Here is a 25566-nt window from a genome sequence, read left to right on the forward strand (position 1 = left end):
ACGACTTTCCCGATGGTGGTGCATGAAGACTTCCGACCTGATCCTCCAGCAACTGAGTTCGACCCCTGGCAAGACCGGTCGGGAACTGGGTGCCCTCCTCTCCCTCGACAAATCCCTCGTCAACAGCGAACTCTACAAACTGAAATCGGCCGGGAAGGTCTATCAGGACACGAACTACCGCTGGTTTCCGGGGTCCCTTTCCAAGGGCTCACCGCGCAACACCTCCGGCAATTCGCCCGACACCCCTCTATCCCGGCTGTGCCGATACTACCTCCAGTGTCTCAGCCTCGATGACCAGGGAGGGGTGAGCCTATTCGCGAAGTCCAAATACACACCTGATTACATCGAGCTTTCGGAATTCCCAGGTCAGAACGGTGGTCAGGCGTTTGCCGCCCTCCCGGGCGTGGACAGGTTCCTGCGAGGGCTGCAGCGCGACACCACGCGCCGGGTTCCCTTTGTTGGCTACCCCATCCGTCTCCGGAAGATGGTGTCTAAGAAGGGGTGGGAAGGGTTCATGGTCGAACCGGTCTTCCTCTTCGAATTGGACGAGCAGGGGGCCAAGAACGGCGATCCGGAAATGACCGAAGAGCCACCGATCTTGAATGCAAAGGTCCTTGGCCGCCACGCCATGGGTGGCGAGCAGGCCATCATGGAGGAATCGGCCAGGATCGCGGAAGAACTTGGGCTGACGGGCACTGGAATGCCGGAACTCGATGACCTGATGCTCCGGATGCATGGCGAGATCTGCCCGGAGTGGGACTGGAGCGAGATCCCTGATCCCGGCCATCTATCGAGTGGGCAACCCTTGGCAGATATCGCCAAGGAGGGGATCTACAACCGGGCCATCCTGTTGGGCTGCGAACGCTCGCCCTTCACAAAGGGGCTTGAACAGGAACTGGTGAAGCTTCAGCAGGTGTCTGAATCCGATCTTCGCCGGACCGCTCTCGGAGCCTGGCTCAGCAGAGACTTCTCTGCCTACCAGGCACCTCCCCCAGCCAAGGGGGTGCTCCTGGAGCCACTGCCCCTGAATTCCGAGCAGAAGGAGGCCGTTGAAAAGGCCCTGACCCGCCCTCTGACCGTTATCACGGGCCCACCAGGGACCGGCAAATCCCAGGTCGTCTCCTCGATCCTCATCAACGCAGCCCATAGCGGGCGAACCGTCATCTTCGCCAGCAAGAACAACAAGGCTGTCGACGTGGTAGAGACCCGTGTGAACAGCCTTGGGCCGCGCCCCATTCTTTTGAGACTCGGCAGGGGGCAACACCAGGCAAACCTCCTGGAATACATGACCGGGTTGCTGGCCGGAAAGGCCAGCGACCACGAGCGATTCACATACGAGGAAGCCCAGCGTGACTATCTGAGGGTCAGTGGACAAATACAGGATCTTCAACGCAGGTCCGAGCAGGTGATCGACATTCGGAACCAGGTGGATAAGGCGGAGAGCGAGATTGAGCCCATCCGCCAGGAGCTTGGGGATGACCTGTTTGCGCGGGTTCCATCCATCGACATGGCCAAGCTAGGCACTACAGCAGGGCAATTGGAAGCCGCTGCCCGCGGGGCCTCCAGGATGCACCAGGCTTGGGTCCACCGGCTGTTCTGGAGGTGGATTGTCCCCGGTCGCCTGGAGTCATTGCGCCAGGTTGCCGAGGCGGCGGGCCCGAGCCTCCGTGCTGCCGAGGTCCCATGCCCTACCACCGTCGCGGAGGAGGCATCCGTTCCCGATTGGCTACAGGCGGCGTCAGGGTTGCAAGCTCGAATCCCGCTCATGACAAAGGCGATGCGTTATCAGGAACTCCTGAAAACCCTGATGACGGGCGAGCGGCTTGAGGACCTGAGCCGTGAACTGGCCGATAGGCTCGGGCGAGTGCCGGACTATTCCCGCCGGGTATGGGAGGCTTGGCTCCGGCTTGCACCGTCTCGCCTTTCTGCGGAGGACCGCAAGACCCTCGGGGACTTCTGCTCCGTCCTCCGACTGCTTTCCCAATCGGATGAAAATGGGACCTCGGCCGGACGGGAAGTATTCTCGCAGTACTACCGCCTGTATCCTAAGCTGTTGAACCAGCTCCCATGCTGGGCCGTGACTTCCCTGTCGGCGCGTGGGCGTGTGCCCTTTGACCCTGGCTTTTTCGACCTGCTGGTCGTAGACGAGGCAAGTCAGTGCGACATCGCCTCCCTGCTCCCACTCCTTTACCGGGCCAAGTCGGTGGTCATCATCGGGGATCCGAAGCAGCTCAAGCACATCAGCGCCATCCCAATCAAGCGCGACGTTGAATTGCTCACGCGCTTCGACCTATTTACGAGCCATCCCGGATGGGGGTATTCCTCCAATTCCGCCTTTGATCTGGCATGCCCGATGGTCCTGGAAGACCAGGTGATGCTGAAGGACCATCACCGGTCCCACGCGCACATCATCACGTTCTCCAACCAGTACTTCTACGGTGGGGACCTCCGTGTGGCCACGCGCTACGACCACTTGAAGAGCCCGGAACGGGACAAGCCGGCGGTGCGCTGGATCCACGTAGAAGGGGATGTAACCAGACCTGGCGGCAGCAGCGCCATGAACGAAGAGGAAGCCAAGGCGGTCGTCCGGGAACTGGAGCGGATTATTGTCCACCAGGGCTACCAGGGCAGCGTGGGGGTGGTCACGCCGTTCAGGGCCCAGGTACACCGTCTGCGGGACATCGTCCACAACCACCCACAAAGCACGCGTCTGCTCAACAGTGGCCTGCTGATCGATACCGTCCATCGCTTCCAAGGGGACGAGTGCGACGTGATGCTCTTCTCCCCTGTGATATCCAAGGGCTCTCCGAAGGGAGCCATTGGCTTCCTTTCAAGCAACGGCAACTTGTTCAACGTCGCGGTGACACGGGCGAGGGCGGCCTTGGTCGTGGTCGGAGACCGCAAGGCAGCCGTTTCCGAGGGCGTGGACTATCTGGCGAAGTTCGTTGGTTTCGTCGACGGGATTACGGCTGCCGAGGCGCCCGAACCGAGTCCACGCCCGCATGATGAGGATCTTGGCCCCGAATACCCGAGGGTGACCCGCCCAGAACTGGTTTCCGACTGGGAGCGGGTGTTCTACCAAGAGCTATACCAGGCCGGTCTTCGGCCCATCCCTCAGTTCGATGTGGAGAAATACACCCTCGATTTCGCGCTCATCCACAAAGGCCGGCGCCTGAACATCGAGGTTGACGGTGAACGCTACCACAGGGCTTGGAATGGGGAATTGCTCCGGCGGGACCAGATGCGCAACATGCGGATGATTGAGCTTGGATGGGATGTCATGCGGTTCTGGGTCTATGAACTACGGGACCACATGCCGAAGTGTATAGAGCGGGTTCAGCAGTGGGTGAAATGATTTCGGCATATCGGGGACTCAGTCTCACCAACAGCGGGGTGGTAAGTGGAGAATTTCTTTGATGGTAAAAAACTCAGTGACGATGTGGAGAGGGCAATAACCGGGGCCCTCGCGCTGCATGGGCTAGACCCATTCCACCCATTAGCGGTTTCGACGATTATCGAGGTTATCGCTTCACCTCTTAAATTTCAGATTCAGGCAACTCCCCTTAGTCGCAAGGTGGGAAAATTGGGCGTTGAGATTTACTACGCATCCAGGTTGCTCCGTGCTGTAGAACTGTTAAAAAGCCCTCACAGTCTGATTGTCAATCCGATGATGGATGCCATAACCATGGCTTTGGTGCGGCGTGGTAAGCCCATTCCCAAGTCCGAAGTGCTTCGTGATGCCTTGCGTGTGCAATTAAAGAGGCCACGACTGTCTGAGCAGGGAATTGCTAAAGCGGCTGGGACTTCCCTATTGATGTACCAGGCGGCGCTGGGCTCTGCGCTAACCTACCTGGTTGAAGGGGGGATTGTTATCGAATCCGCTGATAGCCAAAAATGGTGCCTTTCCGAGGAATGGCAGTGGCTCTTTTGGCAATCCGGTCTTGTGGGGTCAGATTGAATGACTCGGTGGTGGTCTTCAGATCTGTGCGCCTGTGGCTGCAGCCCCCCTAGGTCATCCGCAGGCATGTTTCGGACACCTCGCGGACACGGCCCCCAAAATCGGGGAAAAATCGATCTCTGAAAAAGCTAGCGGCCACTCGTAAGTGGCCGCTATTTCTTGCTTTGTTTTGGTTGGCGCGAGTGGAATCGAACCACCGACCCCTACCGTGTCAAGGTAGTGCTCTAACCCCTGAGCTACGCGCCAATTTCGACGAAGTTTCATTCTAGCGCATCGGGGGGTTTTGTCGAGGGGTTCTCGCTGTGGCGCCGGGCGCGCTGGTGGAAGGTGTCGCGGAAGACCTTCTTCTCGGCTTCGGGGACGGGAGGGGGGTCGGGGATGAGGCCCCAGCGGGAGCGGCGGATGAGCAGGATGGCCAGGAGGGCGAGGATGAGGAAGATCTCGGGGAATTCGGCCAGGACGCGGCTGGGGGTGAGGATGAACTGGGCGGGGCGCAGGGGGGTGGCGTAGAAGTTATCCAGGACGCGGATGGTGTCGTGGGGCTTGAGGCGGGCGGCGTCGGGCTTGGGGAGGGTGATGGTCTCCAGCTCGCCGTCGATGGTGACGTACACGTCGCGGGTGAAGGCGTTGGAGGTGTCCGTGAAGACCTCCACGACCTCGGCCCGGTAGGTGGAGGGCCACTGCCAATGGCCCTGGTGGGCGAAGGCGATGAGGGCGGCCTGCACGGCCACGAGCCAGCCCGTGAGGAGCACCACGGTCCACAGGAGGACCAGGGCCACATTGCGTCTGGGGGCGGGTTTCGCGGGCATGAGCCAGGATACCCGGGGATCACTCCACGGTGACGCTCTTGGCGAGGTTCCGGGGCTGGTCCACGTCGCAGCCGCGGATGACGGCGATGTGGTAGCTCAGGAGCTGGAGGGGCACCACGTAGAGGATGGGCGCGAGCCAGGGGTTGACCTTGGGCAGGTGCAGGACGTCCTCGGCGATGTGGTCCAGGCCGGTGTCGCCCTCCTCCACCAGGGCCAGGATGCGGCCGTCGCGGGCGGCGGCTTCCTGCAGGTTGGACAGGACCTTCTCCCGGTGGGCGTCCCGGGGCATGACGGCCACGATGGGCAGGTGGCGGTCGATGAGGGCGATGGGGCCGTGCTTCATCTCGCCGGCGGGGTAGCCCTCGGCGTGGATGTAGGAAAGCTCCTTGAGCTTGAGGGCGCCCTCCAGGGCGATGGGGTAGAGGGGGCCCCGGCCCAGGTAGAGGAAGTCGGTGGCCTCGTGCCACTTCTGGGCCCACTGGTGGATCTTCTGCTCCGTGGAGGCCACCCGCTCCAGGAGGGCGGGGAGCTCGCGCAGGGCCTGGACGATCTCGGCGCGCACCGCCGGGTCCAGGGTGCCCCGGGCCTGGCCCAGGCGCAGGGCCAGCAGGAGCAGGACCACCAGCTGGGTGGTGAAGGCCTTGGTGGAGGCCACGCCGATCTCGGGGCCGGCGTGGGTGAGGAGGGTGGCCTCGGCCAGGCGCGCCGCGGTGGAGCCCTGCACGTTGCAGATGGCCATGCCGCGGGCGCCGCGGGCGGCGGCCTCCTTCATGGCGGCCAGGGTGTCTGCGGTCTCGCCGCTCTGGGTGATGCCGATGGCGAGGGTGTCGGCCATGACCACGGGATCGCGGTAACGATATTCAGAGCCGTAGTCCACGTCCACGCCGATGCGCGCCAGCTGCTCCAGGTAGAACTGCCCCACCAGGCCCGCGTGGCGGCTGGTGCCGCAGGCGAGGATGGCGATGCGCCGGAAGCCCTTGAGCTCCTCGTCGGTGAAGGGCAGGCCCAGGGGCACGTCGCCGCCGTCCAGGGGCAGGCGGTCCAGGAGCGTGTTGGACACGGCCAGGGGCTGCTCGAAGATCTCCTTCTGCATGAAGTGCTTGAACCCGCCCTTTTCGGCGGCCACGGGGTCGAAGGGCACCACGAAGACGGGCCGTTCCACGGGGGTGCCGTCCTGGCGGAAGACGGTGGCCTTGTCCCGGGTGATTTCCGCGAGGTCGCCGTCCTCGAGGTAGATCACGCGCCGGGTGTGGCGGAGCAGGGGGACGACGTCGGAGGCGAGGAAGTTCTCGCCCTCGCCCAGGCCGATGACGAGGGGGGGGCCGCTGCGGGCCACCAGGATGCGCCCGGGGTCCTCGGCGTGGAGGCAGCCGATGGCGTAGATGCCGTGCATGCGCCCCACGGCCTTGCGGAAGGCCTCCTTGAAGTCGGGTTCGGTCTTCATGAGGTGGGCGACCATCACGGGAAAGCACTCGGTGTCGGTCTCGGTGACGAAGGCCTGGCCCGCGGCCTTCAGCTCCGCGCGCAGTTCCAGGAAGTTCTCGAAGATGCCGTTGTGCACGGCCACGATCTGGCCGTCGGCGCTGCGGTGGGGGTGGGCGTTCTCCTCCGTGGGCCGGCCGTGGGTGGCCCAGCGGGTGTGCCCGATGCCGGTGGTGGCGGGGTCGGCCATGTCCACCCGGTTCTGGAGGTTGCGCAGCTTGCCCGAGGCCCGGGTGATGCGGAACGTGCCGCCGCCGGGGGCGAGCGCGATGCCGGCGCTGTCATAGCCTCGGTATTCGAGGCTCTTGAGGCCCTCGACGAGGATGGGCGCGGCGCTTTCGCTGCCGATGTATCCGACGATTCCGCACATGGAGGCTCCTGGGTCAGACCCAAGTTAAGACCATTTGCGGGAATTTGCCAATGTGGTTCATTCACCCACAGGGCGTGTGGGGGGGTGTGGCCGAGGGTGTGGCGAATCTGCCACGGTCCCTACACCAGGCTCCGGATGCGCGCGTCGGTGCTCTCGATCTCGGTGATGCGGAAGGCGAAGTTGCCGTCCACCACCACCACCTCGCCCCGGGCGATGAGCTTGCTGTTCACCAGCAGCTCCACGGGGGCGTCGGCGGCGCGGTTCAGCTCGAGGATGGAACCGGGGGTGAGCTTGAGCAGCTCCCCCAGCTGCATCTCGGTCTGGCCCATGCGGACCATGAGGGGCAGCTCGATGTCCAGGAGCAGGTCCAGGTTGCCGGTGTCCACGGTGGAGGCCTGCCGCTGGGGAGGGCCTGCGGCGGGGGCGGCGGCGGGGGCGGGGCCCGCGGCGGCCCGGGGCGCGGCGGCGGGGGCCGCCACGGGCGCGGGGGCTTCGGGGGCGGCGGCCGGGGCCGGGGCGGCGGCGGTCTCGCCGATGCCCAGCTTGCGCTTGAGCTGCTGGATGAGCAGGTCGGGGATGAGCAGGTGGATGACGGTGCCCAGGCTCTCCTGGCTCGTCTCCAGGGGCAGGTCGTAGAAGGGGCCGGGGCCCATGATCTCCTCCAGGCCGCTGGACTCGCCGCCTTCGGCGGAGAAGATCTCGACGTTGGAGATGGAGAGGGTCTCCCCGGCCAGGTCCGACAGGGCCTGGTTGGCCGAGCCCATGATCTGGTTGAAGGTCTCGGCCAGGGCGTCCCGGCTGTCGCCGGCGAGCTCGGTGGAGGGCGTGCCGTCCCCGCCCAGCATGAGGTCCACCAGCATGGTGCCCTCCTTGAGGGGGAGGGCGAAGAGGAGCTGGCCGGTCATGCCCTTGGTGTAGTGGGCCTTCACGTAGACCACCGTGGCCTGGTGGAGCACCGAGACGCCCACGTGGTCCAGGGTGTTGCCGTCCTGGGGCTTGATGGCGAATTCCCGGCCGGTGAGCATGGAGAACACGCTCGACATGCTCTCTGCGAAGCATCCGCCGATCTTCTGGTCGAGGTCGGACATCACGGGATCCATGTCATCCCTCCTTGCTGGCGGTCACTTGGAAGACCCGCTTCTGGTTTGAGTTGAGGGCCACGTAGCCGTGGAACCGGGGGATGCCGTCCACGGTGAGGTCGAGCATGGCGTCGAAACGCTTGGTGAGCGGGATGAGGTCGCCCTCCTGCAGGGCGAGGATCTCCGAAAGCCGGAGGTTGGTGCCCCGGATCTCGGCGGCCACGGCCATGTCGCACTTCTTCATGCTCTCCATGAGGAGGCGGGCCTCCTCGAAGGTGCCGGACTTCTTGTAGCCCGTGTACATCTCCTGGTCGAACTTGTTGGCCACGGGCTCCAGGATGATGGACGGGATGGCCAGGTTGATCATGCCCACCACCGTGCCCATCTTCACCTCGAAGACCACCAGCAGGACCACCTCGTTGGGGGCCACGATCTGGATGAGCTGGGGGCTGGTCTCCCGGGCCTGGATCTTGAAGTCCAGGTCGATGATGCCCCGCCAGGCCTCGCGCAGGTCGTCCAGGGCCAGCTTGAGCACGCCGTCGAAGATGGACTGCTCGATGTCGGTCATGGTGCGCAGGTTCTTCAGGGGGTCGCCGGGGCCGCCCAGCATCTTGTCGATGATGGGGAACACCAGCTGGGGGTTCACCTCCAGCGCGAAGGCGCCCTCCAGGGGGCGGATGGAGATGGCGTTGAAGCAGGTGGGGTCGGGCACCGAGAGGAGGAACTCCTGGTAGCTCAATTGCTCCACGGAGACCAGGTTCACCTCGGTGATGGTGCGCAGGTAGGCGGAAAGGGAGCTGGAGAAGTTCCGGGCGAACCGGTCATGCATGAAGTGCAGGCTGCGCATCTGCTCCCGGCTCACCCGGTCGGGGCGGCGGAAGTTGTAGAGGCTGACCTTCTTCTGGGACTGGGCCTTTTTTGCCTTCTGGGGGGCGGGCCCGGCCGCGGGACGGTCCGCGGACGCGGCAGCGGGTGCAGGTGCCTTGGCCCCCTTGGCGTGGGACTTCAGGAGGGCATCTACCTCTTCCTGGCTTAGAATCTTGGCCATTTGTCAGTCCGTTCAACCATCGATGCGCCGCTCTTTCAGCTTGCCCCGGAGCCGGAGCATGGACTTGGTATGCAATTGCGATACCCGACTTTCGGTGATGTTGAGGAGCGTGCCGATTTCCTTCATGGTCAGCTCCTCGAAATAGTACAGCTGCACCACGAACCGCTCCTTGGTGGGCAGGCGCTCCACGGCGGACTTGAGAAGCTGTCGCACCTCCCGCGCCTGCAGCAGGATGTGGGGGTTCTCGCCGTCCGGGTCGGGCACGAAGCTGATGAGGTTCTCGCCTTCCCCGTTTTCGCCCGCTTCCACGAAGGCACCCAGGGTCACGCCCTTGAGCTCGTCCAGGCTGTGGTGGAGGTCCTCCAGGGCCAGGCCCAGGTGGGCGGCCACCTCCTCGTCGGTGGCGGCCCTGCCGTGCTGCTGTTCCAGGAGGTGGTAGGCGGTCTCGATGTCCTTCTTCTTGCGGCGCAGGCTGCGGGGGACCCAGTCCAGGTCCCGCAGGCCGTCCAGGATGGCGCCGCGGATGCGCTGCTCGGCGTACGTCTTGAACTTGACGTTGCGGTCGGGCTCGAACTTGCGCACGGCGTCCATGAGGCCGAGGATGCCCGAGTGGATGAGGTCGTCCATCTCCACGTGGGAGGGCAGGCGGCTGGAAATGCGGTGGGCCACGAACTTCACCAGGGGCAGGCATTCGGTGATGAGGTACTCGCGATCCTGGATGTCCGGCTCGGCTTCGGGGGCCTCGGGCTGGGGCGGTGGCGGCGTGTTGCGGCCATAGGCGCTCATGGCCGCCCGGGCTGCGGGCGTCGGGGGCTTCCTGGCCGTCGGGCCGTTTCCTCCCTGGCTTCCCTCCGTCATGGCTCCTCTGCGCTAAGGCCTTTCCAGAATGCAGCAAATCCCTCCTTTTGTAAGGGGATCTTCTGTTGCAACTGCTGTGCCGCGCCGAGAAAGGCCTGGGAGGAGGGGGACTGGGGGTAGAGGTCGGCCACGCACCGCTGCTGGCGCACCGCCTGGAGCATGAACGGGTCGGTGGGCACCATGCCCAGCACCTGCAGGTCCCGGCTCAGGAACCGCCGGGTGGCGGCCTGGAGCTGGTCGACCGTTTCTTCGGCCTCCTCGGCGTTCTGGGCATTGTTCACCAGGAGCCACAGGGGCTTGTGGGGGTCCCGCAGGTGGACGGTCTTCACCATGGCGTAGGCGTCCACCAGGGCGGTGGGTTCGGGGGTGGTCACCAGGAGCACCTCCTGGGCGGCCATGAGCAGCTTGATCACGGAATCATGGATGCCGGCGGCGGTATCGATGAGCAGCCAGTCGATGCCCTGGGACACCCGCTGGAGGCCCTGGACCAGACGCAGCTCGGCCGCCGCGTCCAGGCGGGTCAGCTCCTGGATGCCGCTGGAGGCGGGGATGATGCGGATGCCGAAGGGCCCGTCCAGGAGGATCTCCTCCAGGAGCTTCTCGCCGCGGAGCACGTGCTCGAGGGTCCACTGGGGGCTGAGCCCCAGGAGGATGTCCAGGTTCGCCAGGCCGAAGTCGGCGTCCAGCACCACCACCCGCTGGCCCATCTGGGCCAGGGACATGGCGAGGCCCGCGACCACGTTGGTCTTGCCCACGCCTCCCTTGCCGGAGGCGATGGCCATGACCCGGGAACCGAAGAGGGTGCTCGCGGCGGGCTGGTTCCGGGAGAGGGCGCGCAGTCGATTGGCTTGATCGTTCATGTTACCGCCAGGATTTCGAACAGGGTTAGCAGGCCGGCTGGGGCAGGGGGAGGATCAGGTCCGCCAGACGGCGGCTGGTGGCCATCTCGAGGTCCTGGGGGACCTCCTGGCCCGTGCCCAGGTAGCTCAGGGGGCGCTTGACCCGCACCAGGGTGCTGAGCAGGGGGCCCAGGGTGCTCGTCTCGTCCAGCTTGGTGAACACCATGCGCGTGGGCTTGAGGGACTCGAAGCGCTGGGCGATGTCGGCCAGGTCCCGGGGCTTGGTGGTGGCCGAGAGGACCAGGTGCACCTCCACGTCGGGGAGCTCGTCCAGGAAGCGGCGCAGCTGGGCCATCATCTCGCCGTCCTTGGGGCTGTGGCCGGGGGTGTCGATGAGCACCAGGGTGCGGTCCTGGTAGAAGCGCAGGGCGCTCTTGAGGTCCTCCACCGTCAGGGCCACGTGCAGCGGGACCTGGAGGATCTCGGCGTACTGGTGGAGCTGGTCCACCGCGGCGATGCGGAAGGTGTCCAGGGTGAGCAGGGCCACCTTCTGCTTGAGTTCGAGCTTGGCGTAGGCGGCGAGCTTGGCGATGGTGGTGGTCTTGCCCACGCCGGTGGGACCCACCAGGGCCACCACGCGCGTCTTGCCGGATTCCAGCTGGATGGGCGGGGCCACGGGGATGAAGTCGGCGATGATCCGCCGCATGAAGATCCGCGCCTTCTCGGGGTCCAGGGGGCTCTCCCCGTCCTGGTCCAGGAGCGTGCGCTGGGTGTATTCGCAAAGGCGCAGCGCGATGAAGGGGTCCACGTCGTTGGCCACCAGGTCGCCGTAGAGTTCCAGGAGCGTCTGGGGCAGCTGCATCTGGGACTGGGGCATGCCCTGCTTCTGGATGCGGGTGAGCTGGGCCTTCATGAGGTCCAGCTCGCGCAGGATGGAGGCGTTCCGCGTCTCCACGTCCTTGAGGGCCTCCACGGCGCCCTTGATCTCCAGGAGTTCGCGGCGCAGGGGCTGGAGGTCCACGGGAGGCGCGGGGGGCGGCGCCGGTGCGGGGGCCGGGACGGGTGCCGGGGCGGGCGGGGCCTTCACCTGGAGGGGCCTGGGGGGCTCCACGGGGCGGCTGGCCAGGGGGTCCCGGAGGCCGTAGGTACCGTTGGCGGCCGCGGGCTGCTCGTCCACGGCGGCGGTGACCTCGATGTAGGTTTCCTCGCCCAGGAGGGATTTCCGCCGCTTGGTGCGGGTGGAGAGAATGAAGGCCTCCTCGCCCATGTCGCGCTTGACGACGGCGAGGGCCTCCTGCATGGAAGCGGCTTCGAAAGTCTTCACACGCATGGGTCCATCCGATGTGGGGGGGTGGGTGGCTTCATGAGACCGTCCCGAGGTTGACCACGCGCACGTCCATGGGGATCTCGCTGTGGCTCAGGACGACCAGGTGGGGCAGGGCCCGCTCCAGGAGGCGGCGCAGGTGGGGCCGCACCACGGGATTGGTGAGGAGCACGGGCTGGGCTCCTGGCAGGAGGTTGGTGATGCCCGTGGAGATCCGGCCGAGGATCTCCTGCAGGCGGCCCGGGTCCAGGGCGAGGAAGCTGCCCCGGTCGGTGGTCTCGATCCCGGACTGGATGGTCTGCTCGAGCTGCGGGTCCAGCATGAGCACGCCCAGTTCGTTGTTCTCGGAGATGTGCGGCGTGGTGAGCGAACGCCCCAGGTGCTGGCGCACGTACTCGGTGAGCGTCAGGGGGTCGCGGGTGATGGCGATGGCGTCGGCGCAGGCCTCCAGGATCCGGCCCAGGTCGCGCACGGGGACCCGCTCGCGCAGGAGGTTCTGCACCACCTTGAGGAGCACGCCCAGGGGCACCACGGAGGGCACCAGCTCCTCCACGAGCTTGGGGGTGGACTCCTTGAGGGTGTCCAGGAGCTGCTGGAGCTCGGGGCGGCCCACCAGCTCCGGGGCCTGCTGCTTGATGAGCTCGGAAAGGTGGGTGGTGATGACGGTGGCGGGGTCCACCACGGTGTAGCCCATGAGCTGGGCGTGGTCGCGCTGGGCCTCCTGGATCCAGAAGGCGGGAAGGCCGAAGGCGGGCTCGGTGGTGGGCGTGCCCTGCACGTCGCCGGTGGCGGTGCCCGGGTTCATGGCCAGGAAGGCGCCGGGGATGACCTCGCTGCGGGCGATCTCCTCGCCCCGCAGCTGCACCCGGTAGGTGTTGGCGGGAAGCTGGAGGTTGTCCCGGATGCGGATGGGGGGCACCACGATGCCCAGCTCCTGGGCCATCTGGCGCCGCAGGGCCTTGATGCGCTCGAGCACGGTGCCGCCCTGGTTCACGTCCAGCAGGCTGATGAGGCCGTAGCCCACCTCCAGGCCCAGGGGGTCCACCTTGAGCAGGGACTCCACCCGCTCGGGGGCGTCGGACTTGGCCTTCTCCCGGGGTTCGGCCTTGGCCTCGTGGCGCTGGGCGGCGAACTTCCGGGTGGCGTAGGCCATGACGCCGAAGATGATTCCCATGATCCAGAAGGGCACCAGGGGCAGCCCCGGCACCGCCCCGAACAGGAACAGCACCGACGCCGCGATGGCCAGGGGCCGGTAGTCCATGCCCAGCTGGCCCATGACCTCGGTGCCCAGGTTGGGGGACTGGGAGCCGCTGCGGGTGGTGAGGATGGCGCCGCCCACCGAGATGAGCAGGCTGGGCACGGCCGTCACCAGGCCGTCGCCCACGGTCAGCAGCGTGAAGGTCTCCATGGACTGCATGACCGGGAGGTTGTATTTGAGGATGCCGATGAGGATGCCGGCGATGATGTTCACGGCCAGGATGAGCAGGGCCGCCACGGCGTCCCGCTGGGTGAACTTCACGGCGCCGTCCATGGCCCCGTAGAAGTTGGCCTCCTCGCCCAGTTCCCGCCGGCGCTTGCGGGCCTCCACCTCGTCGATGTACCCGGCGTTCAGGTCGGCGTCGATGGCCATCTGCTTGCCGGGCATGGCGTCCAGGGTGAACCGGGCCGTCACCTCGGCGATGCGCCCGGAGCCGTGGTTGATGACCAGGAACTGGATGGCCAGGAGGATGAGGAACACCACCAGGCCGATGATGTAGCTGCCGCCCACCACGAACTGGCCGAAGGCCTGGACCATGTGTCCGGCCGCTTCGGGCCCCTGCTCGCCGCCGTACAGCAGGATCCGCCGGGTGGTGGCCACGTTCAGGGCCAGGCGGAACAGGGTGATGATCAGCAGGATGGAGGGGTAGGCGTTGAATTCCTGGGGCTTGGCCACATACATGCCCACCATGAGGATCAGGAGGGACATGGTGATGTTGAAGACGATGAGGATGTCGATCACGAACGCCGGCAGGGGCAGGATCATGACGACCACGACGATGAGCACGAAAACAGGCGTGGCCAGATCCGCCCGCTTCGAAAGGCGGGTGATGTACGGAAGGAGCCTGTCCAGGAAGGTCAGCATGTTGACACCGGGGTACCGGGGAGCGAAAGGGATGCCAACCATTCAAGTATTAAGATCAAAAACGGTTATCTTTGCTCCTGCCCCCCGCGCCCCCGGGGGTCCGGTGCGGAACCTTGGCTTTGGTAGACTGGGGGCATTCCTGGGGAGACGCTCATGGCTCATTCCACCCTCCTGATCCCGGCCTGCCTCCTTCTGGTCCTGGGCTGCGTCGAGCCCAAGGCCATCGCGCCGGTGTCCCCCATGGCGCCCTCGCCCCTGGTGGTGGAGCCGGCCTCGGCGGCGGTGACCGCGGGGCAGGGCGCCGACTTCAAGGCCCGGACCCGGGACGGTTCGAGGCCCGCGGTGACCTGGGAGGCCCAGGGCGGGTCTGTGGACGCGGCAGGACATTTCACGGCCCCGGCCGAGCCCGGCACGGCCACGGTGGTGGCCCGGGCCTACGGAGGCCGCACGGCCTCGGCCACGGTCCGGATCGTGGCCCCCCCCAGGGGCCCCGTCACGGTCCCGGCGCGGGTGTGGGCGGGTGCCCGGGGGGTGAAGGCCTCGGTGCCGGCGCAGGAGGGAGCCACCTACGACTGGAAGGTGGAAGGCGGGGTCCTCAAGGGCGGCGCCCGGGGCGCCTCGGTGACCTTCGACGCCGGCGCGGGCTCCAAGGTCCTGCTTTCCTGCCGGGTGGTGAACGCCGCCGGCCAGGGCCTCACGGCGTCCCTGGAAGTGCCCCTGGTGCCCGGCGTCGACCTTTCGGTGGATCCGGCCTCGGCCACGGTGACCGTGGGGGCCAGCACGAAATTCGGGTTCTCCCTGGACGGCGGCACCACCGGCGAGGTGAAGTGGTCGGTGCGGGAGCCCGGGGGTGGAACGGTGGACGGCTCGGGTCGCTACCGCGCCCCGGCCGTGCCCGGCGTGTACACGGTGGTGGTGTCGTCCAAGGACGACCCGTCCATCCGGACCTCGGTGCCCGTCAAGGTCGTGGCCGCCCCCGCCGGCGCCGTGAAGGGCCCCGGCCGGGTCGCCCCGGGCGCCAAGGGCCTGCGGGCCAGCGTCGTGGAACAGGCCGGGTGCCGCTACGCGTGGAAGGTCACCGGCGGGGTCGTCACCGCCGGGGCCGACGCGCCCCTGGTGTCCTTCGATGCCGGCGAAGGCCCGGCCCTCGAGCTGGTGTGCGAGATCACCAACGAGGCGGGGGATTCCTTCCAGGCCAAGCTGACGGTGCCGGTGAGCTAGGAGGCCTAGACCGGCCCCGCCGCGACGGCCTCGTCGGTGGTGATGGGCTGGGTGCGTTCCTGGCTCTGCCGACGGATGGGGCAGGGATCCACGGCGCAGTGGTCGCACAGGGACCGCTGGCAGGGGTCCACGTGGGTGTGGAGCTCGCCCTCGATGCCCGCCTCGCGCACCACCGCCTTGGCGAAGGCGTCGGCCAGGTCGTGGCTCTGGGCGATTCCATAGAATTCGGGCACCACCATGTGGATGTCCACGTGGATGTAGCGGCCCGAGCGCATGGTGCGCAGCTCGTGGATGGCCAGGATGTCCTTGGGGCGGATGCGGTTGATGGCGGCCACCAGCTTGTCCAGGAGGTCGGGGTCCTCGGTGTCCAGCAGGGCGGCGCTGGAGGAGCGCACCAGCTTGAACCCGGTCCAGGCCAGGAGCCCGCCCACGGCGAGGGCGATGATGGCGTCCAGCCACAGCCAGCCCGTGAACTGCACCAGGAGCAGGGCGCATCCCAGGCCCACCGTGGTGAAGAAGTCGGACATGACGTGGTGGCCGTCGGCCACGAGGGCCGCGGACCGCTGCTTCTTTCCGTGATGGATGAGGTACAGCCCCAGCACGCCGTTGAGCACACCGGCGGCGAAGTTGATGGCCATGCCCTTGCCCAGGTGCTCCAGGGGGGGGCGGTCCACCAGGGAGTGCACGGCCTCGTAGCCGATGAGCACCGCCGCCAGGCTGATCATGCCGCCCTCGAAGGCCGCCGAGAAGTGCTCGATCTTGCCGTGGCCGTAGGGGTGCTCCCGGTCCGCGGGCTTTCCCGCGAAGATGATGGCCCCCAGGGCGAACACCGCGGCCACCACGTTGACGACGCTTTCGATGGCGTCGGACTTCAGGGCCGCGGAATGGGAGATGTAGAAGGCATAGTACTTCATGCCGAGGATGAACAAGCCCGCGGCGATGGAGAGCGCCGACACGCGGATCCTGGATTTTTGTGAAAGAGCTTCCTCGTCCATGCCTTCCTCTGTGCCCCGCAAGGGGCTCAGGTTTCCATCATGGAACCAGGGGACCGCCCCGGCAACTCTATTGGACCTGCACCCGGGAGGCGTCGGCCGGGAAGCCGCCCGGCACGCGAACCGCCACGCCCTTGGGGCTCCGCCGGGCAAGATCCCGGGCCAGGGCCAGGAATTCGGTTCGGGCGCCGAGGTCCTGGATGAGGGCATTGGCCTGGTCCGCCGGGAGGTTCTCGGCGCCCACGGTCAGCGCTCCGTCGGAGGCCTGGAAGCGCAGGATGAAGTCCACCGGGAATCGCTGTCCGTGGAGGGTTCGGCCCAGGATCGAGGCGAGGGCGATCTGCGTATAGGCGCCGCGGCGGGCCGGATCCGAAGGCAGGCCGGCCATGAGGATCCCCGGGCGGCGCGAACGCGGGCGCACCAGCGCGGACCAGGACGCGTGGCCGGCGGCGGGCGTCAGCACGGGGCCCGGCGTGGCTGGGGGGACCACGGGGGGCGCCGCCGGCAGGTAGCCGGGAAGCGCCGCCAGGTGGGCGGCGAGGGAGGCCGCGCGCGGAAGATTGGTCTCGAGGGATGCGGCGTTGCGGGTGATGGAGAGGTCCTGGAGCTCCTGGGGCGTGGCCAGGGGGCTCGCCACCGCCCCGCCGAAGTAGGTTTCCAGGAGGGCGCTGGTGCCGGGCATGCGCCTGCCGACGGTCGTCTCCACCACCTTGCCCTGGAAGGGGCCCGGGGCGTTGCCGGTGATGGGGCCCCTCACGGTGTCCAGCGTGCCGATCCAGTTCCTCACGGCCCCGGACGAGCCCTGGGTGCCGTGGACGTCCTGGTAGAGCGCGCGGATGGCGGGGGAGGATGCGACCTCCTGGCCCGTGGCGCGCCACACGAAGTCCACGGTGACGCGGCGGCCCGGGCCCGCGCCGGTGGCCTCGAGCTCCAGTTCCACCTGGCCCGACGGCAGGGGGTGGAGGGCGCGGAGGCGCTCCGGGGCGAGGGTGAAGGCGCCGTAGGAGGCGGTGACGGTCTTGTGGTAGCGCAGCTTGTTCCCCGCCACGAAGGCGGCGGCGTCGGCGGCGCGCTGGCGGACCCAGACCACGGATGCCGGGCCCTGCGGATCGCCGATGGCGGGGCCGTTCCTGGGGCCGGGTTGGGCGGCTTCCGAAATGGCCTTCCCGTAAAGCTCTGGCGGCGCGTAGCCGGCGGCGAGTTCTGCGAGGTTGTTGGCGGAATCCCCGGCGCCGATGATCGCGATCGACTTGCCGGCGTAGGGGGCCATGAAGGAGGCGTGAGCCCCGCGGCGGAGCCGGTTGCGCTCCACCAGCGCGGTGGCCCGGGCCGTGATGTGCTCGAAGGTGTCCACGGCCGGGGCGCGTTTCGCGGGGTCGGCCGGCGGCGCCACCTGGCCGAGGCCGCTGGCCACCAGGACCCGGTCGGCGGTGATCCGGGGACCGGTGCCCCGCATGCGGATCGCCAGGCCCTGGCCCGGGCTGGGCTCGAGGCGCTCGGCCTGGACGCCCAGCCAGCAGTCCGCCCCGCTGGTCAACGCGGTCAGTTCCGTCAGATCGGCCAGGTGGTAAGGCATGAGGAAATAGGGCGTGTCCTGGACGGTGTCCGGCTCCAGCAGGTCCCGGGCGGCCAGGGGCAGGCCCGGGAAGCGGTTGGTGGATGCCGCTCCCCGCTCGGGGCTGTTGATCCAGGTGAAGCGTCCGAAGGTCCGGAAGGTTTGCCCCGGACGGGCCTGCTCCTCGATCAGGGCCACCTTCAACCCCGGGTTGGCCTGGCGGAGGTTGAGGGCGGCCACCGCGCCGACCGGCCCGGATCCCAGGATGGCGACGTTGTAGTGGAAGGCGCCGCGGGCCATCGAAAGGTCACGGGAGCGTTCCCGGAACGTCGCGTCGACGGCTTCCATGAGGACGGGGCGCAGCCAGGGCCGGACCAGCGTCCTCAGGATCTCCCCGGCCCCGGGCGCTGCGTCCGCGGTGCCGCCGGCCGCGGACCAGATGCCCGCGGGATGGAAACAGGCCGCCTTCACCGCTTCCCGCACCGCGGGGTGGTCCAGGGTGGGGTCCCCCGCCAGGGCCTTGTCCAGGGCGGCGACCCTCGGGTCGGGCGCGGCGGCGGGGGTGGGCACCTCCTTGGCTGGCGGGTGGGAATTGCAGGCGAGGAGGAGGCCAAGCCCGATGGCCGAGGGGAGGGTGATGGAAGATCGCATGAAAATCCTTCGATAAACTGCTTATAAAAATATAAGCTATCCACGATTCGTGGACAATGTGGATTCAGAATGGATTTTCGTTCTTTGATTTTTTAATTAATAAATAAATTAAAATTCAATTTCACGCGTGTTGCCCACCCGGACGGGTCAGGGGCCTTCCGTCAGGGAAACCGGTGCCTTGCGCCGTCCTCCCGGACCCTTGCCCATGACCCGGCCGATGGACCGGATCCGCGCCTCCATGCAGCCGTGGCACACCTGCGCGGTCTCGTGCACGCAGGCCTTGCCGGGGTAGATCTCGTAGAGCACCCGGTACTCCGGCGGCGTCACGTTGGGCATCACCACGTTGGCGCCGCGGCAAAGCCCCAGTTCGCGCCCGGCCTTGGGATCGAGGGTGGCCAGGGCGGTGGTGCTGGGGATGTTGGAACCGGGGCAGACGATGCGGGCGAGGGCCACGGCCTTGAGCGTGGTCAGCTCGTCGTTGGGCACCTGCTCGTCCTCCGGCGCCCGGTAGGAGGCGGCGTCCGGGCCCCCCAGGGGGGTGCGCGGGCTGGGCAGGAAGGGGCCGATGCCGATCATGTCCATGTCGTAGTGGCGGAAGGTGTCGATGTCCTGGGCGAGGATCTCCCAGGTCTGGCCGGGGATGCCCACCATGACGCCGGTGCCGATCTCGTATCCGAAGCTCCGCATGCGGTCCAGCTGGGCCAGGCGATCCGAAAGGGTGCCCGGCAGCGAGGGGTGGATGACGTCGTACAGGGCGGGGTCGCTGGTCTCGAAGCGCAGCAGGAACCGGTCGGCGCCGGCGGCCTTCCATTCCTTGAGCTCGTCGTCCTCGCGCTCGCCCAGGCTGAGGGTCACGGCCAGGGGGGTGGTGGCCTTGATCTCCCGGACGATGGCGGTGATGGTCCCGGCCTTCAGGCCCGGGTCCTCCCCGGACTGCATGACCACGGAGCCGTACCCCAGGCGGTGGGCCTCCCGCGCGCAGGCCAGGATCTCGGCGGGCGGCATGCGGTACCGGGTGATGCCCTGGGAGCAGGCGTTGATGCCGCAGTAGGCGCACTGGCGCACGCAGTAGTTACTGATCTCGATGAGGCCGCGCAGGTGAACCTCGTCGCCCACGTTGGCCTTGCGCACGGCGTCGGCGCGCGCCCACAGCTCCTCCAGGCGGGCCTCGTCGGTCTCCTTGAGCCAGTGAAGGATCTCAGTTCGCTGCATGCGCGGTCTCCAGGAGGGCCTTGGCGGCGGGGAAGGGCTCCAGGGCCCGCGCGAAGATCCCCAGGGAATACGCGATGGTCAGGCCGTAGTTGGTGAGCGGCACGCCGGCCTCCCGGGCCCGGTGGATGCGGCTGAGCATCTCCCGGCGGTTTCCGGTGCAGTTGCCGCAGTGCACGATGAGGCCGTAGGGCGTGAGGTCGCCCGGGAAGTCCCGGCCCTGGACGTGCTCGAACTCCAGCTTCGCCCCCACGTACTGGGTGAGCCAGCGGGGGATCTTCACGCGGCCGATGTCCTCGCCCACGGGGTGGTGCCCGCAGGTCTCGGCCACCAGGACCCGGTCGCCGCCCTTGAGCCGCTCGATGCCCAGGGTGCCGCGCACCTGCTCGGCCAGGTCGCCCTGGAAACGGCTCATGAGGATGGAGAAGCTGGTCATGGGCACGTCCCTGGGCACGTCGGCGGCCACCTTCAGGAAGGCCTGGGAATCGGTGACCACCAGGGCCGGCGGCTCCTTGAGCCGGGCCAGGGCGGGCCGCAGCTCGCGTTCCTGCACCACCATCACCATGGACTCCCCGTCCAGGAGATCCCGGATGGCCATGACCTGGGGCAGGATGAGGCGGCCCTTGGGGGCCTCCTTGTCGATGGGCACCACCAGCACGGCGAGGCCCCCCGGGGGCACCAGGTCCGACACCAGGCGCCGGTTGTCGAAGAAGTCCGCCGGGGCCAGGCGCAGCAGGGCCTCCTTGAGGGAGGGGATGCCGGTGCCCCGCAGGGCGCTCACGGCCACGAAGGGCAGGTCCGCCGGGTGGCGCGGGGCGGCGTCGCCGCCCAGGTCCGCCTTGTTGTGCACCACCAGGGCGGGCACCTTCCGGGCCTGGAGCTCGGCAAGGAGTCCCGCCTCGAATTCGCCCCAGCTGGTGCCCTCGGTGACGATGACGCCCAGGTCGACGCGGTCCAGCACGGCGCGGGTGCGGGCCATGCGCAGCTCGCCCAGGGCCCCCTCGTCGTCCACCCCGGCGGTGTCCACGAAGAGCACGGGGCCCAGGGGCAGCAGCTCCATGGGCTTCTCCACCGGGTCGGTGGTGGTGCCCTTCACGTCGGAGACGATGCTCACCTGCTGGCGGGTGAACGCATTGAGAAGGGAGGATTTGCCCACGTTGCGTCGGCCGAACAAACCGATGTGCAGGCGGAGGGAGCGGGGGGCGGGCTGGGTCATGGGCGGGGTTTCCTGAAACCGAGGCGGCCCACCGCCTCGGGGCTGGTGAGCTCGTCGAATTGCGCGGCGGTGAAGTAGCCCTCCTCGATGCCCGCGGCGCGCAGGCCCCGGCCCGCGGCGCGGGCCACCAGCTCGCACACGCGTTCGTAGCCGAGCAGGGGCAGGAGGGCGGTGGCCGCGGCGGTGCCGTTGTCCACCTGGGCGCGGCAGCGGGCCTCGTCGGCGCACAGGCCTTCCACGCAATGGACGCGCAGGATCATGCAGGCCCGGGCCAGGAGGTCGAAGCTCTCCAGCAGCCCGTGGGCGACCAGCGGCAGGAAGGGGTTCAGCTCCAGGGAGCCCATGGCCGCGGCCATGGAGATGGCCTGGTCGTGGGCCATGGCCAGCACCGCGGCCTGGGTGGCGGCCTCGGGAATCACGGGATTGACCTTGCCGGGCATGATGGAGCTTCCTGCCTGGCGCGGGGGGAGCCGCAGCTCGCCCAGGCCCGCCTCGGGGCCGCTGGAGAGGATCCGCAGGTCGGTGGAGATCTTCACCAGCGTGGTGGCCAGCGCCTTGAGGAGCCCCGAGACCTCCACGAGGGTGTCGACGTTCTGGGTGGCCTCCACCAGGTTCTCGGCGCGGGCGAGGCCCATGCCGGTGAGGTCGCGCAGCTCGTCCACCACGCGGAAGACGTACTCCGTGGGCGCCGCCAGGCCCGTGCCGATGGCCGTGCCGCCCAGGTTCACCACGCGAAGGCGCTCCTCGGCCTTGGCCAGGCGCCAGCGGTCGCGGTTGAGGGCCTCGGCGTAGGCGCCCATGGACCGGCCCAGGGTCGTGAGCACGGCGTCCTGGAGCTCGGTGCGGGCCACCTTGACCACGTGGGCGAGGGCCTTCTCCTGGGCCTGGAAGGCCTCCTGGAGGGCCAGCACCTGGCGCTCCAGTTCGCGCAGGCCCCCGATGGCCGCGATGCGCAGGGCGGTGGGGAAGGTGTCGTTGGTGCTCTGGTGGAGGTTCACGTGGTCGAGGGGCGACACCGACGCGTAGTCGCCCCGGGGCAGGCCCAGCAGCTCCAGGGCGCGGTTGGCCAGCACCTCGTTGACGTTCATGTTGGTGGACGTGCCGGCCCCGCCCTGGAGGGCGTCCACGGCCACGTCGGCGTCCAGGAGGCCGTCCATGAGCTCCCGGCAGGCGCGTTCCAGGGCGTCGGCCCGGGCCGCGTCGGGGAAGAAGCCCAGGTTGCGGTTGGTGCGCAGGGCGGCCAGCTTCACGGCGCCGAAGGCGTGGACCAGCGCCGGGTGCACGGGCCGTCCCAGCAGGGGAAAGTTCTGGAGGGCCCGCGCGGTGTGCACGCCGTGGCGGGCCGAGGCCGGGACGTCCAGCTCTCCAAGGGTGTCCTTCTCCCGGCGGGTCTCGCTCATGGCTCCAGGATAGGATACCGGCGGGGTCCCCGTTCCTGAGAATCCGTTTCAACGCTGCGACCCCGGTCACAACCCGCCCCGGCTCCCGGCGCGGGGGTGGTTGAATTGAGGACGAGAGGAGTTCAGGCATGTCGGACTACCGGATAAAGGAACACCCGATCCTGCCCATCCCTGCGGAACCCACCCTGGCCTTCACCTGGCAGGGAAGGGAACTCAAGGCGAGGGTGGGGGAGACGATCTCCTCGGCGCTATTCTCCAACGGCATCCGGACCTTCGGCCACCACCACAAGGACGGCGCCCCCATGGGCATCTTCTGCGCCAACGGCCAGTGCGCCCAGTGCTCGGTCATCGCCGACGGACTGCCGGTGAAGTCCTGCATGGTGCCCGTGAAGGAAGGCATGGCCGTGGCCCCCCTGGACGGCAAGCCCGTCCTGCCCGACGTCGCCTCCGGGGACCTGGCCTTCCGGGACATCGAGACCCTGAACGTGGAATGCCTGATCCTGGGCGGCGGTCCCGCGGGGCTGTCGGCCGCGGTGGAACTGGGCAAGGCGGGCGTGGGCGTGATCCTGGTGGACGACAAGGCCGACCTGGGCGGCAAGCTCGTGCTCCAGACCCACAAGTTCTTCGGGTCCATCGACGCCTGCCACGCGGGAACGCGCGGCATGGACATCGGACGCAAGCTCGAGGCGGAGGTCCGCACCCACGAGAACGTCCGGATCTGGGCCAACAGCAACGCCCTGGCGGTCTTCTCGGACCGCAAGGTGGGCATCCTGCGGGAAGGGCACTATGTCCTGGTTCAGCCCCAGGTGCTGCTGGTGGCCACCGGCGCGAGGGAGAAGTCGCTGGTCTTCCGGGGCAACACCCTGCCGGGCGTCTACGGCGCCGGCGCCTTCCAGACGCTGGTGAACCGCGACATGGTCAAGCCTTCCGAGCGCCTCTTCGTCATCGGCGGCGGCAACGTGGGGCTGATCGCCGCCTACCACGCGCTGCAGGCGGGCATCGAGGTGGTGGGCCTCTGCGAGGCCCTTCCGGAGTGCGGCGGCTACAAGGTGCACCGGGACAAGCTGGTGCGCATGGGCGTGCCCATCCACACCAGCCACACCGTCATCTCGGCCAACGGCGAGGGCGAGGTGGAATCGGTGACCATCGCCCAACTGGACCCGGCCTGGCGGGTGGTTCCCGGCTCCGAGAAGACCTTCGCGTGCGACACGGTCCTCGTGGCGGTGGGCCTGGAGCCGGTGAACGAGTTCTACACCAAGGCCAAGGAGTTCGGCCTTCCCGTGTATTCCGCCGGCGACGCCGAGGAGATCGCGGAGGCTTCGGCGGCCATGTTCACGGGCAAGATCCGGGGCCTGGAGATCGCCAAGGCCCTGGGCCGCGACACGGGGGAGGTGCCGCCGGAGTGGCACCGCACCGCCGCGGTGCTCAAGTCCCGGCCCGGCGCCACCATCACCGAGGAGATCCCCGACAGCGAGAAGGGCGTGTTCCCGGTCTTCCACTGCAGCCAGGAGATCCCCTGCAACCCCTGCACCAGCATCTGCCCGCAGGGCTCGATCATGATCGAAGGCAACGACATCCTGGGGGTGCCGACCTTCAACGAGAAGGACTGCATCGCCTGCGAACAGTGCGTGGCGGTGTGCCCGGGGCTGGCCATCACCCTCCTGGACTACCGCCGGGGCGGCGACGAGGTGCTGGTCTCCATCCCGTACGAATTCCCCGGCTCGACCCTGAAGGCCGGCGACACCGTCACGGTGCTGGACACCCTGGGCGGGATCCTGGGCAACGTGAAGGTGGACCGGGTGCGGTCGCCCAAGTTCGCGGATCACGCCATGCTGGTCAAGGTCCGGGCGCCCCTGGACATCGCCAAGCGGATCGCGGGCATCCGGGTGCAGCAGCCCTGGGTTTCCGAGCCCATGGCCGGGTACGTGGAGCGCCTCGCCGACGACGAGATCGTCTGCCGTTGCGAGCGCGTCACGGCCGGCGAGGTGCGGGCCCAGATCCGGGCCGGCGTGCGCGACATGAACGAACTGAAGGCGGCGACCCGGGCCGGCATGGGCGCCTGCGGCGGCAAGACCTGCCCCGGGCTCATCCGGCGCATCTTCCGCGAGGAGGGCGTCCCGGATTCCGCGATCACCGGCTTCACCCAGCGGCCCATCTTCATGGAGGTGCCCCTGGGGGCCTTCGCGGGCGTGGTGACGGGGGAAGGTCCCGTGCAGGACGTGGCGCGCGCCCACGCGGTCGGCGCCTTCCAGGGAGGTCTGTGATGAGCACGGCCGTCTTCGACGTCATCGTCATCGGCGCGGGCAGCGTCGGCATGCCCACTGCCATGCACCTGGCGGAAAAGGGACTGAAGGTTCTCTGCCTGGACCAGTTCGCCTCCCCGGGCCAGGGCAGCAACAAGTGCGCCATCGGTGGCATCCGCGCCACGCACTCCGCGCCCGCCAAGATCAAGCTGTGCCTGGACAGCCTGGAGACCTTCGGCCACTGGAAGGAGGAGCACGGCTGGGACATCGAGTGGGCCCGGGGCGGGTACGCCTTCGTGGCCTACCGCGCCCAGGAGGAGCGCCTCCTGAAGAACCTCCTGGTGGTGCAGAAGAAGGCCGGCCTCAACATCGAGTGGAAGGACCGGGAGGAGATGCTGCGGGTGGCTCCGGGCCTGCGCGAGGAAGGGCTGCTGGGGGGGACGTTCTCCCCCGAGGACGGCTCGGCCTCGCCCATGCGCAGCTGCCTGGGCTTCCACCGCCGCGCGGTGGGACTGGGCGTGGAGTTCCGCTTCAACGAGAAGGTCACCAGCATCATGCGGCGCAAGGGCAAGGTGGTCGGCGTGCGCACCGACAAGGGCGGATACGCCACCGGGTGCGTGGTGAACGCCGCCGGACCCTGGGCCCGGGCCGTGGCCCAGGCCGGGGGCCTGGACGCGCCGGTGGTTCCCGACTGTCACGAGGCGGGCATCAGCGAGGCCGTGGCCCCCTTCCTGGATCCCATGGTGGTCGACATCCGCCCCGCCCCCGGATCCGAGAACTTCTACTTCTACCAGCACAAGCCCGGCCAGGTGGTCTTCTGCATCACCCCGAACCCGCCCGTGGTGGGCTCGGACCGCCGCGAGACCAGCGCCTACCTGCCCATGATCGCCCGGCGCATGGTGGACCTCATGCCCAAGCTGGGCAACCTGAAGGTGCGCCGCACCTGGCGCGGCCTCTATCCCATGACCCCCGACGGCGCGCCGTTGGTGGGGCGTTCCGCCTCGCTGGAAGGCTACATCGACGCCATCGGCATGTGCGGCCAGGGCTACATGCTGGGCCCCGGCGTGGGCGCCCTGGTGGCGCGGCTGGCCACGGACACCCTGCGGGAGGGCGACGCCGCCGTCCTGGAGGAGCTGAGCCCGGCGCGGGTCTTCGGGGGGGCCGAGGCGCTGAAGTAGGCGCGCGGTCCC

The 25566-nt window shown here is 68.0% G+C and carries 18 protein-coding genes and 1 tRNA gene; 5 read left to right on the forward strand and 14 right to left on the reverse strand.

Annotated features, from left to right (window positions below; genetic code table 11):
- The first annotated feature begins 22 nt into the window (after window positions 1-22).
- Both ACZ5LB_RS01745 and ACZ5LB_RS01750 read left to right on the forward strand, forming a co-directional pair.
- On the forward strand, window positions 23-3355 hold the full coding sequence (locus ACZ5LB_RS01745) for an AAA domain-containing protein (protein ID WP_464604444.1): 3333 nt from the start codon (window positions 23-25) through the stop codon (window positions 3353-3355).
- Between the two features lie 45 nt (window positions 3356-3400).
- A complete protein-coding gene (locus ACZ5LB_RS01750) occupies window positions 3401-3958 on the forward strand; it encodes a hypothetical protein (protein ID WP_464604445.1) in 558 nt (185 codons plus the stop codon).
- Between the two features lie 170 nt (window positions 3959-4128).
- Here ACZ5LB_RS01750 and ACZ5LB_RS01755 read toward each other — a convergent pair.
- The 9 genes from ACZ5LB_RS01755 to flhA all read right to left on the reverse strand — a co-directional run bounded on the left by ACZ5LB_RS01755 (window position 4129) and on the right by flhA (window position 13889).
- Window positions 4129-4204, reverse strand: a tRNA-Val gene (locus tag ACZ5LB_RS01755).
- 14 nt (window positions 4205-4218) lie between these two features.
- On the reverse strand, window positions 4219-4767 hold the full coding sequence (locus ACZ5LB_RS01760; RefSeq protein WP_464604446.1) for a hypothetical protein: 549 nt from the start codon (window positions 4765-4767) through the stop codon (window positions 4219-4221).
- Between the two features lie 19 nt (window positions 4768-4786).
- Window positions 4787-6619, reverse strand: coding sequence for a glutamine--fructose-6-phosphate transaminase (isomerizing) (gene glmS, locus ACZ5LB_RS01765; protein WP_464604447.1), 1833 nt, complete (start codon window positions 6617-6619; stop codon window positions 4787-4789).
- Between the two features lie 119 nt (window positions 6620-6738).
- Window positions 6739-7719, reverse strand: a complete 981-nt coding sequence (gene fliN / locus ACZ5LB_RS01770; protein ID WP_464604448.1) for a flagellar motor switch protein FliN — start codon at window positions 7717-7719, stop codon at window positions 6739-6741.
- Window position 7720: 1 nt separating this feature from the next.
- Complete coding sequence (gene fliM / locus ACZ5LB_RS01775; protein WP_464604449.1) at window positions 7721-8746, reverse strand: flagellar motor switch protein FliM; 1026 nt, start codon at window positions 8744-8746, stop codon at window positions 7721-7723.
- 12 nt (window positions 8747-8758) lie between these two features.
- Window positions 8759-9604: a FliA/WhiG family RNA polymerase sigma factor gene (locus ACZ5LB_RS01780; RefSeq protein WP_464604450.1), complete on the reverse strand. Its 846-nt coding sequence runs from the start codon at window positions 9602-9604 to the stop codon at window positions 8759-8761.
- Window positions 9601-10464 (reverse strand): MinD/ParA family protein, encoded by an 864-nt coding sequence (locus ACZ5LB_RS01785; protein ID WP_464604451.1) that lies wholly within the window; start codon window positions 10462-10464, stop codon window positions 9601-9603. Before ACZ5LB_RS01785 ends, ACZ5LB_RS01780 begins: the two co-directional genes overlap by 4 nt.
- Window positions 10465-10489: 25 nt before the next feature.
- The gene (gene flhF / locus ACZ5LB_RS01790) at window positions 10490-11773 is read right to left on the reverse strand and encodes a flagellar biosynthesis protein FlhF (protein ID WP_464604452.1); all 1284 of its coding nucleotides are present in this window, start codon (window positions 11771-11773) and stop codon (window positions 10490-10492) included.
- Between the two features lie 31 nt (window positions 11774-11804).
- Window positions 11805-13889, reverse strand: coding sequence for a flagellar biosynthesis protein FlhA (gene flhA / locus ACZ5LB_RS01795; RefSeq protein ID WP_464604453.1), 2085 nt, complete (start codon window positions 13887-13889; stop codon window positions 11805-11807).
- A gap of 153 nt (window positions 13890-14042) precedes the next feature.
- On the opposite strand from flhA, the gene ACZ5LB_RS01800 reads away from it, so the two are divergent.
- A complete protein-coding gene (locus ACZ5LB_RS01800) occupies window positions 14043-15110 on the forward strand; it encodes a hypothetical protein (protein ID WP_464604454.1) in 1068 nt (355 codons plus the stop codon).
- Between the two features lie 5 nt (window positions 15111-15115).
- Here ACZ5LB_RS01800 and ACZ5LB_RS01805 read toward each other — a convergent pair whose 3' ends face one another.
- From ACZ5LB_RS01805 to ACZ5LB_RS01825, 5 genes are all read right to left on the reverse strand, one after another.
- Complete coding sequence (locus tag ACZ5LB_RS01805; protein ID WP_464604455.1) at window positions 15116-16105, reverse strand: cation diffusion facilitator family transporter; 990 nt, start codon at window positions 16103-16105, stop codon at window positions 15116-15118.
- A 67-nt stretch (window positions 16106-16172) separates the two neighbouring features.
- Complete coding sequence (locus ACZ5LB_RS01810) at window positions 16173-18308, reverse strand: FAD-dependent oxidoreductase (protein ID WP_464604456.1); 2136 nt, start codon at window positions 18306-18308, stop codon at window positions 16173-16175.
- A 147-nt stretch (window positions 18309-18455) separates the two neighbouring features.
- Window positions 18456-19520: a [FeFe] hydrogenase H-cluster radical SAM maturase HydE gene (gene hydE, locus ACZ5LB_RS01815; protein ID WP_464604457.1), complete on the reverse strand. Its 1065-nt coding sequence runs from the start codon at window positions 19518-19520 to the stop codon at window positions 18456-18458.
- Window positions 19507-20733, reverse strand: coding sequence for a [FeFe] hydrogenase H-cluster maturation GTPase HydF (hydF, locus tag ACZ5LB_RS01820; RefSeq protein ID WP_464604458.1), 1227 nt, complete (start codon window positions 20731-20733; stop codon window positions 19507-19509). The genes hydE and hydF overlap by 14 nt, the downstream gene beginning before the upstream one ends.
- Window positions 20730-22133: an aspartate ammonia-lyase gene (locus tag ACZ5LB_RS01825; protein ID WP_464604459.1), complete on the reverse strand. Its 1404-nt coding sequence runs from the start codon at window positions 22131-22133 to the stop codon at window positions 20730-20732. Before ACZ5LB_RS01825 ends, hydF begins: the two co-directional genes overlap by 4 nt.
- A gap of 128 nt (window positions 22134-22261) precedes the next feature.
- On the opposite strand from ACZ5LB_RS01825, the gene ACZ5LB_RS01830 reads away from it, so the two are divergent.
- The gene (locus tag ACZ5LB_RS01830; RefSeq protein ID WP_464604460.1) at window positions 22262-24397 is read left to right on the forward strand and encodes an FAD-dependent oxidoreductase; all 2136 of its coding nucleotides are present in this window, start codon (window positions 22262-22264) and stop codon (window positions 24395-24397) included.
- Complete coding sequence (locus tag ACZ5LB_RS01835) at window positions 24397-25554, forward strand: NAD(P)/FAD-dependent oxidoreductase (RefSeq protein ID WP_464604461.1); 1158 nt, start codon at window positions 24397-24399, stop codon at window positions 25552-25554. Before ACZ5LB_RS01830 ends, ACZ5LB_RS01835 begins: the two co-directional genes overlap by 1 nt.
- The last annotated feature ends 12 nt before the right edge of the window (window positions 25555-25566 follow it).

The sequence above is a fragment of the Mesoterricola sp. MK458 genome (genome assembly GCF_055384935.1).